The sequence below is a fragment of the Actinomadura hibisca NBRC 15177 genome (assembly GCF_001552635.1).
GTDB lineage: Bacteria > Actinomycetota > Actinomycetes > Streptosporangiales > Streptosporangiaceae > Spirillospora > Spirillospora hibisca.
In genome coordinates this window covers 1-16,117 of record NZ_BCRO01000086.1, presented here as the reverse complement: position 1 = coordinate 16,117, position 16,117 = coordinate 1, and the positions used below count along the sequence as shown (strand labels likewise).

Annotated in this window: 18 protein-coding genes and 2 riboswitches; of the genes, 12 read left to right on the top strand and 6 right to left on the bottom strand. The window is 67.7% G+C overall.

What is annotated here, in order from left to right; translation table 11 throughout:
- Window positions 1-43 precede the first annotated feature (43 nt).
- The 5 genes from AH6_RS33160 (at window position 44) to AH6_RS33140 (ending at window position 5,201) form a co-directional block, all read left to right on the top strand.
- Window positions 44-652, top strand: coding sequence for a TetR/AcrR family transcriptional regulator (locus AH6_RS33160; RefSeq protein WP_083983728.1), 609 nt, complete (start codon window positions 44-46; stop codon window positions 650-652).
- A 71-nt stretch (window positions 653-723) separates the two neighbouring features.
- Window positions 724-819: riboswitch (glycine riboswitch) on the top strand.
- Window positions 820-823: 4 nt separating this feature from the next.
- Window positions 824-914, top strand: a riboswitch (glycine riboswitch).
- A gap of 77 nt (window positions 915-991) precedes the next feature.
- Window positions 992-2,086 carry a glycine cleavage system aminomethyltransferase GcvT gene (gene gcvT / locus AH6_RS33155; protein WP_067488107.1) on the top strand — a complete coding sequence of 365 codons (1,095 nt, stop codon included), beginning with the start codon at window positions 992-994 and terminating at the stop codon, window positions 2,084-2,086.
- A 21-nt stretch (window positions 2,087-2,107) separates the two neighbouring features.
- A complete protein-coding gene (gene gcvH / locus AH6_RS33150) occupies window positions 2,108-2,506 on the top strand; it encodes a glycine cleavage system protein GcvH (RefSeq protein ID WP_067488105.1) in 399 nt (132 codons plus the stop codon).
- Between the two features lie 2 nt (window positions 2,507-2,508).
- The gene (gene glyA / locus AH6_RS33145) at window positions 2,509-3,765 is read left to right on the top strand and encodes a serine hydroxymethyltransferase (protein ID WP_174555146.1); all 1,257 of its coding nucleotides are present in this window, start codon (window positions 2,509-2,511) and stop codon (window positions 3,763-3,765) included.
- A 62-nt stretch (window positions 3,766-3,827) separates the two neighbouring features.
- Entirely contained in the window at window positions 3,828-5,201 is a 1,374-nt protein-coding gene (locus AH6_RS33140; RefSeq protein ID WP_067488103.1) for an L-serine ammonia-lyase, read from the top strand.
- Window positions 5,202-5,315: 114 nt separating this feature from the next.
- Here AH6_RS33140 and AH6_RS44330 read toward each other — a convergent pair whose 3' ends face one another.
- Both AH6_RS44330 and AH6_RS33135 read right to left on the bottom strand, forming a co-directional pair.
- Complete coding sequence (locus AH6_RS44330) at window positions 5,316-5,705, bottom strand: hypothetical protein (protein WP_157431879.1); 390 nt, start codon at window positions 5,703-5,705, stop codon at window positions 5,316-5,318.
- Window positions 5,689-6,165, bottom strand: coding sequence for a DUF6247 family protein (locus tag AH6_RS33135; RefSeq protein WP_067488101.1), 477 nt, complete (start codon window positions 6,163-6,165; stop codon window positions 5,689-5,691). The genes AH6_RS44330 and AH6_RS33135 overlap by 17 nt, the downstream gene beginning before the upstream one ends.
- Before the next feature lie 110 nt (window positions 6,166-6,275).
- Between AH6_RS33135 and AH6_RS33130 the strand changes: the two genes are divergently transcribed.
- Window positions 6,276-7,616, top strand: a complete 1,341-nt coding sequence (locus AH6_RS33130; protein ID WP_067488099.1) for a hypothetical protein — start codon at window positions 6,276-6,278, stop codon at window positions 7,614-7,616.
- An 86-nt stretch (window positions 7,617-7,702) separates the two neighbouring features.
- On the opposite strand, the gene AH6_RS33125 is transcribed toward AH6_RS33130, so the two are convergent.
- Entirely contained in the window at window positions 7,703-7,984 is a 282-nt protein-coding gene (locus tag AH6_RS33125) for a hypothetical protein (protein ID WP_067488097.1), read from the bottom strand.
- Entirely contained in the window at window positions 7,981-8,397 is a 417-nt protein-coding gene (locus AH6_RS33120) for an ATP-binding protein (protein WP_245679575.1), read from the bottom strand. The genes AH6_RS33125 and AH6_RS33120 overlap by 4 nt, the downstream gene beginning before the upstream one ends.
- 136 nt (window positions 8,398-8,533) lie before the next feature.
- On the opposite strand from AH6_RS33120, the gene AH6_RS33115 reads away from it, so the two are divergent.
- The 4 genes from AH6_RS33115 (at window position 8,534) to AH6_RS33100 (ending at window position 12,320) form a co-directional block, all read left to right on the top strand.
- Complete coding sequence (locus AH6_RS33115; protein ID WP_067488168.1) at window positions 8,534-9,337, top strand: helix-turn-helix domain-containing protein; 804 nt, start codon at window positions 8,534-8,536, stop codon at window positions 9,335-9,337.
- Window positions 9,328-9,513, top strand: coding sequence for a DUF397 domain-containing protein (locus AH6_RS33110; protein ID WP_067488093.1), 186 nt, complete (start codon window positions 9,328-9,330; stop codon window positions 9,511-9,513). The genes AH6_RS33115 and AH6_RS33110 overlap by 10 nt, the downstream gene beginning before the upstream one ends.
- A 314-nt stretch (window positions 9,514-9,827) precedes the next feature.
- Window positions 9,828-11,201, top strand: a complete 1,374-nt coding sequence (locus tag AH6_RS33105; protein WP_067488091.1) for a serine hydrolase — start codon at window positions 9,828-9,830, stop codon at window positions 11,199-11,201.
- 231 nt (window positions 11,202-11,432) lie between these two features.
- Window positions 11,433-12,320, top strand: coding sequence for a helix-turn-helix domain-containing protein (locus AH6_RS33100; RefSeq protein WP_067488089.1), 888 nt, complete (start codon window positions 11,433-11,435; stop codon window positions 12,318-12,320).
- Here AH6_RS33100 and AH6_RS45515 read toward each other — a convergent pair.
- Complete coding sequence (locus tag AH6_RS45515; protein WP_218005992.1) at window positions 12,305-13,048, bottom strand: DUF6879 family protein; 744 nt, start codon at window positions 13,046-13,048, stop codon at window positions 12,305-12,307. The genes AH6_RS33100 and AH6_RS45515 overlap by 16 nt on opposite strands.
- Before the next feature lie 310 nt (window positions 13,049-13,358).
- On the opposite strand from AH6_RS45515, the gene AH6_RS33090 reads away from it, so the two are divergent.
- On the top strand, window positions 13,359-14,093 hold the full coding sequence (locus AH6_RS33090) for a methyltransferase domain-containing protein (RefSeq protein WP_067488087.1): 735 nt from the start codon (window positions 13,359-13,361) through the stop codon (window positions 14,091-14,093).
- 81 nt (window positions 14,094-14,174) lie between these two features.
- Here AH6_RS33090 and AH6_RS33085 read toward each other — a convergent pair whose 3' ends face one another.
- Window positions 14,175-15,347 (bottom strand): epoxide hydrolase family protein, encoded by a 1,173-nt coding sequence (locus AH6_RS33085; protein ID WP_067488086.1) that lies wholly within the window; start codon window positions 15,345-15,347, stop codon window positions 14,175-14,177.
- Between the two features lie 84 nt (window positions 15,348-15,431).
- On the opposite strand from AH6_RS33085, the gene AH6_RS33080 reads away from it, so the two are divergent.
- Complete coding sequence (locus AH6_RS33080; protein WP_067488084.1) at window positions 15,432-16,007, top strand: CGNR zinc finger domain-containing protein; 576 nt, start codon at window positions 15,432-15,434, stop codon at window positions 16,005-16,007.
- Window positions 16,008-16,117 lie beyond the last annotated feature (110 nt).

The following is a 16,117-nucleotide window of genomic DNA, read 5'->3' as shown; positions in this document are numbered from 1 at the left end:
TCAAAGGTGTTCCAAATCGAACGCTGCCGCTACCGTTGTGCGCATGACGCAAGAGCAGGCCGCCGCAGCCCCGGCGGTCCGGTCGGGCGGCGGGCCGACGGCACGGAACGGCACGCGCGAGCGCACCCGCCGCGCCATCCTCGACGCCGCCGTCACCACCCTGGCCGCCACGCCCACCGCCTCCCTGGCCGACGTCGCCGCCGCCGCCGGAGTCGGCCGCACCACCGTGCACCGCTACTTCCCCGAGCGCGCCGACCTGCTCGACGCCATCGGCGCGCACGTCCTGGAGCAGATCGGCGACGCCACCGACCGCGCCCGCGTCGGCGAGGGGCCCGCCATGGCCGCGCTGGAGCGGTTGTGCCAGGAGTACTTCGAGGTCAGCCGGGGCCTGACGCTGATCTTCGAGAACCCCCAGCTCATGAGCTGGGAGGGCTGGGAGGAGGAGACCGACGCCGACCGGGCGCTGCTGGACCTCATCCAGCGGGGCCGCGAGGAGGGCGCGTTCGACCCGGAACTGCCGGACGAGTGGGTGCAGCAGACGATGTGGTCGCTGCTGTACGCGGCGTGGGCGCACGTCCGGGAGAACGGCGCGTCCAAGCACACGGCGCTGAGCCTGTGCCTGCGCACCCTGCGCAAGGCGCTGGCGGCCTGAAGCCCGGCTCCGATCGGGCCCGGAGAGCGCTGTTCGCACGGCATCGGCGCTGCTAGATTGGCCCCAGCCGATGATCCCGTGCGGGAGAGTCCCGCGCAGCCAGCGCGGAACGCCGAAGGAGCAAATCCTCCCCGGAACCTCTCAGGCCCACGGACCGCACGGACCAGGCGACCTCTGGAAAGCGGGGACCCCTGCCGGTCCCCCGCCGAAGGTGAAAGCCCCGCCACCCCGGGGTGAAACTCTCAGGCGCCGATGACAGAGGGGGAGGCACCGACAACGCCCGGTGCGCGGGTGGGACGATTGTGCCCACGCGTGCCCGCGACGAAGGAGCCGACCCGCATGTCCGCCGATTCCCAGCCCAAGAAGACGCCGCTGTACGACGTCCACCAGGACCTCGGGGCGAACCTCGTCGACTTCGCGGGCTACCTGATGCCGCTGCGCTACGCGAGCGAGACCGCCGAGCACAAGGCCGTCCGCACCGGCGCCGGGCTGTTCGACCTGTCCCACATGGGCGAGATCTTCCTGTCCGGGCCCGAGGCGGCCAAGGCGCTGGACCACGCGCTGGTCGGCAACCTGTCGCCGATGGCGGTGGGCAAGGCCCGCTACACCATGATCGTCGCGCCGGACGGCGGCGTGCTGGACGACCTGATCGTCTACCGGCTGGCCGACCAGACCTACATGGTGGTGGCGAACGCCGCCAACGTGGACGTCGTCCGCGAGGCGCTGGTCGAGCGGGCCGCGGGCTTCGAGACGGCGGTGGACGACCGCTCCGACTCCTACGCGCTGATCGCCCTCCAGGGCCCCGACGCCGCCGGGATCCTCGCCCGCTTCACCGACGCCCCGCTGGCCGACCTGAAGTACTACGCGATCATGGCCGGGCAGGTCGCGGGCGTCGATGCGCTCATCGCCCGTACCGGCTACACCGGCGAGGACGGTTTCGAGCTCTTCGTCTCCAGCGGCGACGCCGTCAAGACCTGGCAGACCCTCGCCGACGTCGAGGGCGTCGTCCCCGCCGGCCTGTCGGCCCGCGACACCCTGCGCCTGGAGGCCGGGATGCCGCTGTACGGCAACGAGCTGACCTCGGCCACCACCCCGTTCGACGCGGGCCTCGGCCGGGTGGTGAAATTCGACAAGCCCGGCGACTTCGTCGGCCGGTCCGCGCTGGAGGCCGCGGCCCAGACCCCCGCAGGCCGTAGGCTCGTGGGGCTGGTCGCGCGCGGCCGCCGCGCGCCCCGCAAGGGGTACGCGGTCGTCACCTCCGACGGCACGCCGTGCGGGGTCGTGACCAGTGGCGCCCCGTCGCCCACACTGGGCAAGCCGATCGCCATGGCCTACCTCGACAGCGGGGTCGGGGAGACCGGACTCGCGGTGGACGTGCGGGGCCGGCACGAGCCGGTCGACGTGGTCGTCCTGCCCTTCTACAAGCGTTCCTGAGACCTGGAGAGAGAAAAGATCGTGAGCGTTCCGGAGCAGCTCCGCTACAGCGAAGAGCACGAGTGGGTGGCCGGTCTCGACGGCACCGAGGCCGAGGACGGCATCGTCACCGTCGGCATCACCGCGCACGCCGCCGACGCGCTGGGCGAGATCGTCTTCATCGAGCTCCAGCCCGGCGAGGGCGACACCGTGGAGGCCGGCGAGAGCTGCGGCGAGGTGGAGTCCACCAAGTCGGTCAGCGAGCTGTACTCCCCGGTCAGCGGCGAGATCACCGCGATCAACCAGGCGGTGCTGGACGAGCCCAAGGTCATCAACGACGACCCCTACGGCGAGGGCTGGATCTTCAAGGTCCGCATCGGCGACGAGCCGGGCGACCTGCTGACCGCCGAGGCGTACGGCAAGCTCATCGAGGAGTCCTGAGCGTGGACCTCAACGAGCACCTGGCCGTCGCCGACCCCGAGGTCGCCAAGGCCATCGCCGACGAGCTGCACCGCCAGCAGTCGACCCTGGAGATGATCGCCTCCGAGAACTTCGCCCCCGTGGCGGTCCTGGAGGCCCAGGGCTCGGTGATGACCAACAAGTACGCCGAGGGCTACCCGGGCCGCCGCTACTACGGCGGTTGCGAGTACGTCGACGTCACCGAGCAGCTCGCCATCGACCGCGCCAAGGCGCTGTTCGGGGCCGAGCACGCCAACGTCCAGCCGCACAGCGGGGCGCAGGCCAACACGGCGGTGTACTTCGCGCTGCTCCAGCACGGCGACACCATCCTCGGCCTCGACCTCGCGCACGGCGGGCACCTCACCCACGGGATGCGGCTGAACTACTCGGGCAAGACGCTGAACGTGGTGCCCTACCACGTGCGCGCCGAGGACGGCCTCGTCGACATGGACGAGGTCGCCGCGCTGGCCGCCGAGCACCGCCCCAAGATGATCGTCGCGGGCTGGTCGGCCTACCCGCGCCAGCTCGACTTCGCCGCCTTCCGCGAGATCGCCGACTCGGTCGGCGCGCTGCTGATGGTGGACATGGCGCACTTCGCGGGCCTGGTGGCGGCGGGGCTGCACCCGTCGCCGGTGCCGCACGCCGACATCGTCACGACCACCACGCACAAGACCCTCGGCGGTCCGCGCGGCGGCCTGATCCTGGCGAAGGAGGAGTACGGCAAGAAGATCAACTCGGCCGTCTTCCCCGGCATGCAGGGCGGGCCGCTGGAGCACGTGATCGCGGCCAAGGCCGTCGCGCTGAAGTTCGCGGCGTCCGACGGCTTCAAGGACCGCCAGCAGCGCACCCTGGACGGCGCCCGCATCCTGGCCGAGCGGCTGCTCGCCGAGGACGCGGCCAAGGCCGGGGTGAAGGTGCTGACGGGCGGCACCGACGTGCACCTGGTCCTGGTGGACCTGGTGGACTCGGAGCTGACCGGCCGCGACGCCGAGGACCGTCTGCACGAGGTCGGCATCACCGTCAACCGGAACGCGGTCCCCAACGACCCGCGCCCGCCGATGGTGACGTCGGGCCTGCGGATCGGGACCCCGGCGCTGGCCACGCGCGGCTTCACGGCCGAGGACTTCGCCGAGGTCGCCGACGTGATCGCGCTGGCGCTCCAGCCGTCGTTCGACGCCGAGGCGCTGTCGGCCCGCGTGCGCGCGCTGGCGGACAAGCACCCCCTGTACCCGAACCTGTAACTCACCGGCCCGCTCCGCCCACCGGGCGGGGCGGGCCCGCTACGACGAGGTAGCACCCCTTCATGGCAATCAGCGTTTTCGACCTCTTCAAGATCGGCATCGGCCCGTCGTCCTCCCACACCGGGGGCCCGATGGCGGCCGCGCACCGGTTCGCGCGCGGCCTGCACGACGACGGCCTGCTGGAGAAGACCGCCTCCGTCCAGGCGATCCTGTACGGGTCGCTCGGCCTGACGGGCAAGGGGCACGGCAGCGACAAGGCCGTCATCCTGGGCCTGGAGGGCGACAAGCCCGAGCTGGTGGACGTGGACGGGGTGGACGCGCGCCTGGCGACCATCCGCGAGAACGGAACCCTGCGCCTGTACCGCTCTCACGACATCCCGTTCGTGGTGAACGAACACTTGATCTTCGAGCGGAAGAAGTCGCTGCCGGGCCACCCGAACGGGATGAGCTTCACCGCGTTCGACGCCGACGGCAACGAGCTGCGGTCCAAGGTGTACTACTCGGTCGGCGGCGGCTTCATCGTGGACGAGAACGCCACGGGGGCCGACCGGATCAAGGCCGACGACACGGTGCTGCCGCACCGCTTCGACACCGCCGCCGAACTGCTGGAACGTTGCCACGAGACGGGCCTGTCGATCTCAGCGCTGATGCTGGAGAACGAGAAGGCGTTCGGCCGCACCGAGCAGGAGATCAAGGACGGCCTGATCGAGCTCTGGCGCGTCATGCAGGCGTGCGTCGCGCGGGGCAACGCGCGCGAGGGCCTGCTGCCGGGCGGCCTGAAGGTGCGCCGCCGCGCGCCCCAGCTGCACCGCAAGCTGGTGACCGAAGAAGCATCCGACCCGCTGCACGCGATGGACTGGGTGACGCTGTTCGCGCTGGCGGTGAACGAGGAGAACGCGGCGGGCGGCCGGATCGTGACGGCCCCGACGAACGGCGCGGCGGGCATCATCCCGGCGGTGCTGCACTACTACGACAAGTTCGTGCCGGGCGCGAACGACGAGGGCGCGGTCCGCTTCCTGCTGACGGCGGGCGCGATCGGCGTGCTGTTCAAGCAGAACGCGTCGATCTCGGGCGCGGAAGTGGGCTGCCAGGGCGAGGTGGGCTCGGCATGCTCGATGGCGGCGGCGGGCCTCACCGAAGTCCTGGGCGGCACTCCCGAACAGGTGGAGAACGCGGCCGAGATCGGCATCGAACACAACCTGGGCCTGACCTGCGACCCGGTGGGCGGCCTGGTGCAGGTGCCGTGCATCGAACGCAACGCGGTGGGCGCGATCAAGGCGATCAGCGCCACCCGCCTCGCGCTGCGCGGCGACGGCCGCCACTTCGTGTCCCTGGACAAGGCGATCAAGACGATGCGCGACACCGGCCGCGACATGCTGGACAAGTACAAGGAGACAAGCCGCGGCGGCCTCGCCGTCAACGTCATCGAGTGCTAGGCGTCCGCGCGGTCGGCTCGATCGTCGTTCGCGTGGACGGGGGACGCCGGGAGCGGGGAAGGCCGCTACCGCATCCCACGCCCATGAGCCACGGAAGCCCGTGACGCTTCTTGCTCAGTGACTGCTGTAATTAATGGTCAATATCGCGACGACACGGTGCACATCCCCGTCAGGAGACGTCTGATAAGTATCGTTATATTGATAGTTGATGCGTCCGGGCCCGCTGATCTCGTAGTGAATCGTACGAGACCAGCCGACACCACGCGGCCTTCCGGCTTTACCGCGCAGATAGCAGGTGGCCGCGATGGGATCGGGGTTCCCAGGAGAGTTCGAGACATGGTCCCAGAACTGCTGGGCCATCTTGAGCCCGACGCGGTCCACCAGCTCATCCCAGTGGTCGCGGAACCTGCGGTGCACCAGAACGCGGTACTTGGGCTGACTGTCGGGCCGTCCGCCCGGTCGGCGGGCCGGCTCGAAAGGCCGGTAGTTACTCTCCGGCGTCATCCGGCTCAGCCGCCTCAACGTAGTCTTCCGAGCGGAAGTCCTCCAGCAGCACCCGCTTGCGCAGCGGATCTTCAAGTTCTCTGGCGGTGACCTGCCACTCGTGCAGGCATTCACGCAGCGGACTCAGGTCGCAATCCGCACGCGCGGCGAGGAGCGCGTCATGCAGCTCCTGAAGGAACTCGAACTGGTCATCACGGTCGAACCGGCGCAGCCACCCCAGTTCCCCCAGATCACTCAACGACGGCGGTGTCGCCGAACGATGCAGCGCGTGATTGACCTGCACGTATGCCGCACTCCACTTTTCGAGGCTCTCCAAAAGCTCAAGCCTGCTTTCAGGAAGCATCACGAGACTGGTCCCGTCCTTGTCGCGCAGCCGCGCGCCCCCCTCCCGGGCCTCCCGGATGAAGTCGGTCCGCTTGCTGCTGGCGAGGTCGGACGGAAGATAGATCGCTTCGTTCATGCCAAGCCACCCGTCTCCGCTTTCATGGACATGATGATACCCAAGATCCTGGTAATCTGACAGCCACTATCGTAAAGAATCAAGGTCCACCCTCTGGAGACGCCCTCCCGATGAGCACGGAGAAGCCCTTCGACGCCCATGAGGCGTACTTGTGCGACAAGGGACGGGAGCCGAGTTGTTGGCAGACGACAAGCTTGGTCAAATCCATCCGCAGCGGACTGGAAGGCGGCTTGTACTCCCCCACCGAGAGTGCCGACGGCCGTCTGTCCGCCGTTCGGACGGCTGCCCGCGAACTGAGCCGCCGCGGCCTGGATGCCCACTCCCTGATCCGGTACGGGATGGGGCAGCAGATCGTGGGATCGGTCGTCATGGCGGTGCTGTCAGCGCACGTGGTGCCCTACATCAGAATCCACCGCCCGCTGGAGATCGAGGACTTCGATCGGGACGGATGGCTCGCGGACTTCGACCTGGACGGCTGGCTCAAGGTGCTGGACCTCCAGGAGAAGCCCGCGCCCCCGGCGAACTCCGACGAGTTTCTTCGCTACGTCGGACAGGTGGTGACCGGCATGTTCGACTCGATCATGCCGTGGCTGGCCACCGCCCCGATCGAGGATCTGGTGCTCCTGAGGCCGCCGCACCGGATCGAGAAGCTCACTCAGGACCGTCTTCAAGGTGATCTGGAACTTCACCGGTACTACCGGTGGGCGGTGGATCACTTCTCGAGCACCTTCTTCCAGGAGTGGGCCACCAGCTCCCTCCATCTCGCTCACCGATGGCTCAGAGGGCACGAAACGCCACCGTGCGGCGAAGATCTCATGCGAGAGCGCGACATCGTCACCGCGCAACTGAACGAGGAGATCGCTCTTCGGGTGGTGGACGACCAGGGCGAAAGCGTCCCTTGGGAAAACGGCATCACCGTCGTCAACACGGCCGCCTCCGAGGGAGGCAACCTCGCGGCGACATCGGTCCAGCTCCTGGAACCCCAGATGTCCAACCACGCCCTACGCCTGCTGAAGCAGGAGAGGTTCCGGGAGGCGGCGGCGATTTTCGAGTTCGCCGTGCACGCAATCCCCCAGAACTCCCAATTTCACCATCATTGGGGATTCTGCCTAATGCCGGTTGAACCGTCGGAAGCCTACAAGCATCTGGTCGACGCCAACGAACTGGGTTACACCAACCGTGCCCGGAACATCTACCACCGTATGTGCTGCCTTACCGCCGTCGGCAAAGAAACGGTCGCTCTACAACTCGCCGACAGCGGCTGGCGGGTCATCGCCGCCGAACCTGCGGCGGACGCGATCGTCTGGGATCTGACCCGGCAGCCCGCCTGGCAACTTCGCGAGGTCGATGACATTCGTGCCGGTGTGGCCGAGCTGGCCGCCCATATCGCTCGGCGAAAAGGACAGGAGGAAGAGGAACGGCGCTGGCAGGCCCGGCTCGACGAGCTGTGATCGTGCCTTTCGACTCCAGCGACACACCGCTAGACCTGGCGGAGCGGTCAAAGCCGCGTCGGCCTCGCCGTCAACGTCATCGAGTGCTAGAACCCCTCGTGCGGCCCGACGCGGTGGATGAGGGACACGAACTCGTCCAGGGCGAGGCAGGGGCAGACGCCGTGCTGCCAGATGAAGGCCCGTCCGGACACCCAGACGCGGACGGTGGCGGTGCCCCACGCGTCGCGGTTGCCGGCGAGGACGGTGGGCACCTCGGTGCGGGTGTCCACCACGGCGACGCAACCGTCGAGATCGTTGAGGGTGCGCGCCAGAACGATCATCGCCGTCGCGGCCTGCACGGCGTCCAGGTGGTCGTCCGGCCGACTCACGCGATCACCGCCCACACGCACTTGCCGCCCGCGAGCCGGGTGTAGGTCCCCCACCGCGCCGCCAGCAGAGAGAGCATCGCCAGCCCCCGCCCGTCCTCGCTGGTGAGGTCGAACGGCTTGATGACGGGCAGCTCCGACGACGGGTCGAGAACCTCGATCACCACGCCCGGCGCACTGCGGTAGACGCACAGCTCGATCTTCTCGCCCGGGGCGCAGGCGTGCTTGAAGGCGTTGGTGACCATCTCGGAGACGGCGGTGACGGCGTCGTCCTCACTGGCGCTCATGGCGTGATCCTCGAACCACCGCCCAACGAATCCGCGCGCTGCCCTGACCGACTGCGGCTCGGCGTAGATCACCAGCACCGACGGCTCGGTGATCGACTCCGGCGGACGGAGTTCCTCTTTTATGATCATCATTTCCGCCTTTGATCGCTCTGACCTGCGCCCCCTTTCTAAGCCCTGACTCTGCAAGCTAGCCATCCAGCAGAAAGAACCATGCAGAAGACGAAGAACGGCTAGCATCCAGTCAACCCGGTAAGGAGAAGTGATCATGTCCCCCGCTCGCAAGACGCGCAGGTCAGAGCCCGCCCTGAAGGCTTTCGGGCGGCAGATGAAACGCGTGAGAATTCACGCCAATCTCACCCAAGAGGCCATAGCAGGACATACCAATACAAGCGACTCGTTCGTCTCGCAAGTCGAAACCGGCAAGAAGCGTTGCTCCCGCAATTTCGCGACCACGGTCGATCAAGTCACCGGCGCGGGCGGCGCGCTCCTGGAGCTGTACGACGACCTGACCAAGGAGGACGGCAGCCCCGTTCCCCTCTGGTTCGACTGGCCGCAGGTCGAAGCCGAAGCGGACATGGCGGTCACGTGGCAGCCGTCCGTGGTGCCCGGCCTCCTTCAGACTCCCGCGTACGCCGCACAGTTCCTCAGCGCAGAGGCCGTAGAAGCTCGCATCGCGCGCCAGGCGGTACTCACCCGCACCAAGCCCGCGCCCCTCACCCTGGTCGTGCTCCTCAACGAGCAAGTATTGACGCACGGCGTCGGATCGACTGAGATCATGAGGGCTCAACTGGAGCACCTGATCGAGCTGAGCGAGTGGCCGAACATCACGATCCAACTCGTCCCCAACAGTGGTCGGCCCGCCGCGTTCGGTGGCGCTTTCATTCTCGCGACGATGAACGACCGAAGCGAGATAGCTTATCTAGAAACCACCATCCGGGGTATCACTACCGATAGCCCGGATGACCTCGCGCAGATCGCGCAATCGCTGGTAAAGCTGCGAGCGAAGGCGTTGCCGGAAGACCAGACGCGAGACGCTATAAGAAAGGTGATTGAGGAGAAATGGACTTGAGCAACGTCGTGTGGCGCAAGGCACGCCGCAGCACCGACAACGGCGGTGACTGCATCGAGGTTGCGTCGGCGCCCACCACGGTGGCAATTCGCGACAGCAAGGACCCGGACGGCGGCAACATCCTCATCGGCCGTCAGGACTTCACCCACTTCGCAAAGGCACTCAAGAGCCTCTGACGAGCCAGAAACCCCCGCCACGAGCGCCCCCATATCCGTGACCGAATATGGGGGCATCTCCTTTGCCTCCACAGTCGAGAAATGATGGATTCGCACCCTGCCCGTCGCAGGTACGGCCCGAGCCTCCGGGCATCGACGTTCGGCATGCGATCGCCCATCGAGCCCCCGGCGCAGGTCATGACGACGCCGCGTCGGACTTTTCGCAAGTACCGCGATGGAACCGACAGAGCGCCCTAAAATGATCTTGAAACTGTCAGAACCATCGAGGGGTGTGGATGCGACGGACATGGGTTCACGGAACGATCGGGCTGGCCATGGCCGGCGTGCTGACCATGGGCGCGATGGGACCGGCCTCTGCGGCCCCCGCGCAGACCAGTGCCGTCGCCGAGCAGTTGCGCTCGACCATGGAGCGGCTGAGGTTCCAGGAGGTGCTGGACACCGCGCCGCCCAGCAGCGCACTGGCCAGGACGCTGGTGACCGTGGACAAGGAGGCGACCGCCGCCGGGCAGCGGTCGCGGCTCCTGGCGGCGGCGGCCGACGCCAAGCCGATCGTCCAGCAGCCGCAGATCGACGCCACGGTCATCGAGCTGGACAGCGGCGGCAAGCCCGCCAGGTCCGGGACCGTGCTGATGAGCCCGCAGTACAAGGACGGCGTGGTCGTCCCCGTCGACGAGAACCTCCGCACCGACGCGGTGCGGTGGCGGCAGTGGGACGACGCGGGCTGGTACGCCAACAACGCCCGGGGCACCGTCGACATCGTGCCCGGACGTGAGAACGCCGAGTACGACTTCATGTCGCCCTACCCGGCGTCCGTCCTGAAGCTCGCGGTGAACTTCGGTGTGCTGCGGATGGTCGACCAGGGCAAGATCCGCCTGACCGACACCTACGACTACAACCCCACCACGATCAGCTCCCTGTGCGGCGGGGCGACCAGCCGGACCGTCGAGTCGTACATCAACGACTCGCTGACCTGGTCGTCGAACGGCGCCGCGTGCGCGCTGGTCAAGCTGATGCACGACCACGACTACATCGGCACCCTCAACCAGACCTTCCAGGACCTCGGCCTGGAGACGATCCAGCTCAAGAACACCAACCCGGTGAACGGCGGCCGCTGGGGCAACCCGGTCACGATGAACTCGCTGGACACCGCCAAGCTCCTGGTGCTGGTGAACGGTTCCGCCGGGACGGTGTGGACGGCGCCGAACGGTGACCCCGTCAAGCCGAGGGCGGTGCTCAGCGAGACCTCGCGCAACGTCTTCAAGGCCAAGCTGGGGCAGCAGGGCTTCAACGACATGTTGTCCTCGGCCAACCGGTGCTCGGGCACCTACCCGGCCCGGGGCATCCCGCACGCGGTCGGCGCTCCCTGGCTCCAGGCGGACGGCACCGTGAACGTCAACGGCTCGAACTTCGGAGCCGACGTCCGCCCGTGCAACACCGCCGCCGAGGTGTCGTTCCTGCACAAGACCGGCTGGGTGAACAACTCGGCCTCGGACGCGGGCATCGTCAAGTTCCGCGGCAAGGGCGGCCGCCACTACATCATCACGGTGTTCTCCAACCTGGGGACCCAGTACGTGGACGCCGACCGGCCGCCCCTGCCCGGAGGCGTCTACCCGTACTCCTACACCGAGAAGTTCGCCAAGCTCGGCGCGATCATCGACGCCTACGAGAAGGAGTCGACGCCGGAGTGACACCACCCGGCTGACGTGCGGAAGGGCGGCGCCGGATGGCGCCGCCCTTGCCGAACCGGACGACGCCGAGGCGGGCCGACCTCCGTCCGAAGGACGGGGAGTCGCGACGTGAACGAGCAGATCGAGCGCGACGGCCAGCCGGACGCGCCCGCCCGGCTGCACGCTGACCAGCATGGCAAAGCCCGTCAAAGGGCCGCCCTGACCGACGCGCGTCCGCGATGATGCGAACTGATGTCCAGACCCTCCTCTTCCAGCGCCCAGGCCGCACGCCAGCGATTGGGCGAGCAACTCAGGGCGTTGCGTGAGGCGGCGCATATCTCCGGCGTCCGCTTCGCTGAGCTGGCGGGATGGCGGGACTCGTCGGTGGTGTCCAAAGTCGAAAAGGGACAGCGGACGATCACCGCCGACCATGTCCGGCTGTGGTGCCGGGTCTGTGCGGCGTCACCGCGCCGGACCGAGGAACTGCTGTCCGAGCAGGCGGCGGCAGAGCGCATGTGGATGACCTACCAGCAACTCAACCGAGGCGGGCTGGCCGGAGCGCAGAAGTCGGTGCGGGAGCAGTACGAACAGCTCACGCTGTCGCGCTCGTACCAACCCAAGCTGATCCCCGGAATGCTCCAGGTCGAGGACTACACGCGGCACGCGCTGACGGGCGTGATCATCGAGCAGAGCGTGGAGGTGCCCGACGCGGACGACGATCTGGCCGAAGCGGTGGCCGAACGGATGGCGCGTCAAGGGCTCCTCGGACGTCCCGACGCCCGCTGGCTGTACGTGCTCGAAGAAGCCGTACTGCGGTTCCGACCCTACTCGCGTCAGGTCCACGCGGCCCAACTGCGGCATCTCATGCAGGTCATGCGCCGCCCCAACGTGGTACTCGGGATCATCCCGATGGACGCCCGTCGCCGGGGAATCCACCCGGCCGAGGCGTTCAACATGTTCGACTCGGATCTCGTCACCGTCGAGCTCGTCTCGGGGTACCTGTCGGTGACCACGCCCGCCGAGATCGCAATGTACGAGTTCGAATGGAACCGCCTGTCGTCGCTGGCGGTGTTCGGCGACAGGGCGCGCGCGTTGATCGGCGAGGCGCTCAACGCCGCCGAGGATCAGGACGGGTCGTAGTCCTCGTGCGGGACAGCCCGTTCCCACAACATCTCGAACTGCCCGACGACGGGCACGATCTGGCGTGGGTCGGTCACGTACTTCATGTCGCCGGTGTCGGTGCCGTCCCCGGCGGTGAAGTTGTAGCGGATCAACCTCTGATTGAACATGAAGTAGTCGGCCACCGGCTGCGCCAGGTCGAAGGCCAGACGGCGGGGCAGCCAGCGCAGTTCCTCACCGGCCCGCACGTTGCCGTAGCTGATGGCGTGCTCCCACCGGATGTAGTCGCTGACCGGCTCTGACACGATCCGCAGCCGCCGGAACCGCACGCCTCGCGCGATCGCGTCGGACAGCTTCTCGACCCAGCCGTCCCAGTCGTACGAGGTGTCGCCGTTCTCGCGCCACTTGAGGAACGCGGGATCGGTGGCGTCGTAGGTGTCACGGGCTTCCAGGTGGACCACTGAGCGGCGGCAGCCGGCCAGCAGTTCGGAGAGCGTCGGCTCCCCTCTGCCCTGTCGGCCCGGCTCGTGGTCGCCAGTGACGGCCTCACGGAGGAAGGGCCCCATCCGGGCGGGCATCCAGATCGCCGTCTCGTCCTCTTCGATCGAGGCGTGTTCTGCGAGCTTGGCCAGCGTGGCGGGGTCGGTGACCTGACGGCCGACCAGGTAGAGGTCACCGGTCGCCGGCTCGACGTGGACGGCCGGGCACTTGTCCGCCGGACTGTGCGGATCCATACCGACGAAGTCCATACGCGCAACCTCCCGTTGAGACGACGCAACCGACCCTCGCCGTCACTCCGGGCAGCGTCAAGAGCCAGCAGCAGAGAGTTACTGCCAAAGACTGCCAAATTCATGGACCAGCGTGGGACGGCCTTCCTACCGTCATGTTCGTGACGAGACGACGGAGCGCGAAAATCCGGTGCCCGTAGAAGGGAACGTCATCATGGGCAAGAGGGAAAGGGACATCGACAAGAACGGACAGGAGAAGGGGCGGCCGGTACCACCCCCGGAGAAGGAGGACCCCAAGGGCGGCGGGAAGCACGAGAAGGGCAAGTAGGCGATGGACTCGGAGCGCCTCAACCAGGCGATGATCAGCGAGATCGAGAAGCTCGGAGATCTGGGCCCGTGGAAAGGAGCTCTCCGCGCCGTCCCCCGGCACCTCTTCATCCCCTCCCCCGCCTACGTTTCTCCAGATGATCGGCCCGGATATGTGATCGACCGAGAGGCCGACCCGGAGACGTGGTTGCGGGCCTGCTACGCGGATGAAGCGATCATCACGCAGATCGACGATGGAGCCTTCCCGATCACTGAGGCCGTCCGGGAAGGCGCCCGGTTCACCTCCTCGGCTTCGGCCCCCTCGACCGTGGTGGCGTTCCTGTCGCTTCTCGGGACCCGCGAAGGTCACAACGTGCTGGAGATCGGCACCGGTACCGGGTGGACGGCAGCGCTGCTCAGTGCCGTTGTAGGAGAGCCGGCAGTGACGACGGTGGAAGTCGATCCCCAGGTGTCGCAGCGAGCTTCGCGGAACCTGCACGCGGCCGGGCACGCGCCCCGGCTGATCACTGCCGACGGAACGAACGGATTCCCGGACGGCGCCCCCTACGACCGCATCCATGTGACGTGCGGGATCAACGATGTTCCACCGGCGTGGATCGAGCAGACGAGGCCGGGGGGAATCATCGTCGCCCCTTATCGGGGTGAGCTGGCGAGCATCGTCGTTCGCGAGGGCGGCGAACTCAGGGTGCGCACCTACGGGCGGGCCCGGTTCATGATGCTTCGCTCGCAAAGGGCGTGACGGGCCCCTTCGGGCAGGCGAACCACATGGCCCGACAACCTGCCAGTAGCCTGCCCGAAGGTCCGTCATTCACATTGCCGGTCAGCGGTGGGCGGCCAGTACTGCTGCGAGTCCTTCCTGCAAGTCCTTGACGAAGTACTCGGGGACTTCCAGCGACGGGAAGTGGCCTCCGCGTTCGGGTGACCTCCAGCGGACGATCTGCCGGTACCGCTCCTCGGCCCAGGGGCGCGGGATCTTCTCGATGTCGCGGGGGTACATGGTCATCGCCGTCGGGACGTCCACCCGGAGTTCGGGGTCGAGCGAGTTGTGGCTTTCGTAGTAGATGCGGGCCGCCGACGCACCGGTCCGCGTCAGCCAGTAGAGGGTGACGTCGTCGAGGACACGATCCCTGGAGATCGTCTCGAACGGGCTGTCCTCGGTGTCCGACCACTCGGCGAACTTGTCGAGGAGCCAGGCGAGCAGCCCGACCGGTGAGTCGACGAGCGAGTAGCCGATGGTCTGCGGCCGGGTCGCCTGCTGCTTCGCGTACGCCGCGCGGTGGTGCCAGAAGTGTTGGGTTCCCTCGGCCCACCTGCGCTCGTCCGCCGTCAGCCCGTCCATCGTCGCCCCGGGCACCGCCCCCGCGAACAGGGTGTGGATGCCGAGGACGTGCTCCGGGAACCTGCCCGCGAGGACCGTGGTGATGTTGCCTCCCCAGTCGCCGCCGTGCGCCAGGAACTTGTCGTAGCCGAGCCTTCCCATCAGCTCCACCCAGGCGGCCGCGATCTTCCCGGTGCTCCACCCGCTGGTGGTCGGCTTGTCGCTGTAACCGAAGCCCGGCAGCGACGGGACCACGACGTGGAACGCCGGCGCGCCCGCGTCCTCCGGGTCTGCCAGCTCGTCCACCACGTCGATGAACTCGGCGATGCTGCCCGGCCAGCCATGCGTCAGGACCAGCGGAGTGGCGTCCGCACGCGTGGACCGGCGGTGCAGGAAGTGGATTCCCAGCCCGTCGATGGTCGTGCGGAACTGGCCGATGTGGTCAAGGCGCTTCTCGAACGACCGCCAGTCGTACTCGGTGCGCCAGTAGTTCACGACATCGACGAGGTCGGCGAGAGGAACGCCTTGGCCCCATCGGTCAGGGCCGGGCGCGGCGCCCTGCACCGTTTCGGCCTCCGGTAGTCGCGCCGCGGCCAGTCGTGCGCGCAGATCTTCCAGGTCGGCGTCAGTTGCGTGGGCTTCGAATGCTTGCACGTCGCTGGTCGGGCGGGACATGAGACCTCCTGGCCATCGCGGAACCGGCTAAGACGGTTCTAACATGCCCCCACGCCGCCATGCAAAACCAGCTAAGGTGGTTCCATGCCTGCCGGTTTCCCTGACTTCCGCCTCGGCACCGTGCTGGCGACCAGCTTCACCGGGACCCTCTCGGAGCGTTACGGCACTCCCGTCGAGCGCATTCCCACGCCGCAACGACTCGTCGACTGGCTGGCGGTGTACGGCCTCGCCGTGGACTCCTGCACCGCTGCCCAACTCGACCTCGCTCGGGAGTTGAGGGAAGCGATTCACCTGGCCGCAACAGCGGCCGCGCTCCAGCACCCGCTGCCCGCGTCCGCCGTTCAGGTCATCAACGACCGCAGTGCCGAGGGGCGGGCCGCCGCGATCCTGACGCCCGAGGGCAAGCGGGAGTGGCGGCTCAACGCGGATTCCGGCGTGGAAGACGCCCTCGGCGTGATCGCCGCTGATGCGATCAACATCATCGCGGGTGAACGAGACGGCAAATTGGCCCTGTGCGCGTCACCCACCTGCCAGGCCGCCTTCTTCGACACCAGCCAGAGCCGCACCCGCAGATGGTGTGACATGAACACGTGCGGGAACCGCCAGAAGAAAGCGCGCTTCAACACCAACCAGCGCAAAAACTCCAGCTCAGCGGAGTAATCGTCGCGCTGGATAGACCTTGCACAGTTCACGTCCAAAACGGCCTGATCGTTCTCGCACTGCCGTGACGCGACTGTGCGGCGGAGCCGGTCTTGGGGGTGTGGGGGCGG

Excerpts from the sequence above, each read along its gene's own strand:
- AH6_RS33160 (WP_083983728.1), top strand. The coding sequence starts at position 44 with ATGACGCAAGAGCAGGCCGCCGCAGCCCCGGCGGTCCGGTCGGGCGGC.
- gcvT (WP_067488107.1), top strand. The coding sequence starts at position 992 with ATGTCCGCCGATTCCCAGCCCAAGAAGACGCCGCTGTACGACGTCCAC.
- AH6_RS33140 (WP_067488103.1), top strand. The coding sequence starts at position 3,828 with ATGGCAATCAGCGTTTTCGACCTCTTCAAGATCGGCATCGGCCCGTCG.
- AH6_RS44330 (WP_157431879.1), bottom strand. The coding sequence starts at position 5,705 with ATGACGCCGGAGAGTAACTACCGGCCTTTCGAGCCGGCCCGCCGACCG.
- AH6_RS33135 (WP_067488101.1), bottom strand. The coding sequence starts at position 6,165 with ATGAACGAAGCGATCTATCTTCCGTCCGACCTCGCCAGCAGCAAGCGG.
- AH6_RS33130 (WP_067488099.1), top strand. The coding sequence starts at position 6,276 with ATGAGCACGGAGAAGCCCTTCGACGCCCATGAGGCGTACTTGTGCGAC.
- AH6_RS33120 (WP_245679575.1), bottom strand. The coding sequence starts at position 8,397 with ATGATCATAAAAGAGGAACTCCGTCCGCCGGAGTCGATCACCGAGCCG.
- AH6_RS33115 (WP_067488168.1), top strand. The coding sequence starts at position 8,534 with ATGTCCCCCGCTCGCAAGACGCGCAGGTCAGAGCCCGCCCTGAAGGCT.
- AH6_RS33110 (WP_067488093.1), top strand. The coding sequence starts at position 9,328 with ATGGACTTGAGCAACGTCGTGTGGCGCAAGGCACGCCGCAGCACCGAC.
- AH6_RS33105 (WP_067488091.1), top strand. The coding sequence starts at position 9,828 with ATGGCCGGCGTGCTGACCATGGGCGCGATGGGACCGGCCTCTGCGGCC.
- AH6_RS33100 (WP_067488089.1), top strand. The coding sequence starts at position 11,433 with ATGTCCAGACCCTCCTCTTCCAGCGCCCAGGCCGCACGCCAGCGATTG.
- AH6_RS45515 (WP_218005992.1), bottom strand. The coding sequence starts at position 13,048 with ATGGACTTCGTCGGTATGGATCCGCACAGTCCGGCGGACAAGTGCCCG.
- AH6_RS33090 (WP_067488087.1), top strand. The coding sequence starts at position 13,359 with ATGGACTCGGAGCGCCTCAACCAGGCGATGATCAGCGAGATCGAGAAG.
- AH6_RS33085 (WP_067488086.1), bottom strand. The coding sequence starts at position 15,347 with ATGTCCCGCCCGACCAGCGACGTGCAAGCATTCGAAGCCCACGCAACT.
- AH6_RS33080 (WP_067488084.1), top strand. The coding sequence starts at position 15,432 with ATGCCTGCCGGTTTCCCTGACTTCCGCCTCGGCACCGTGCTGGCGACC.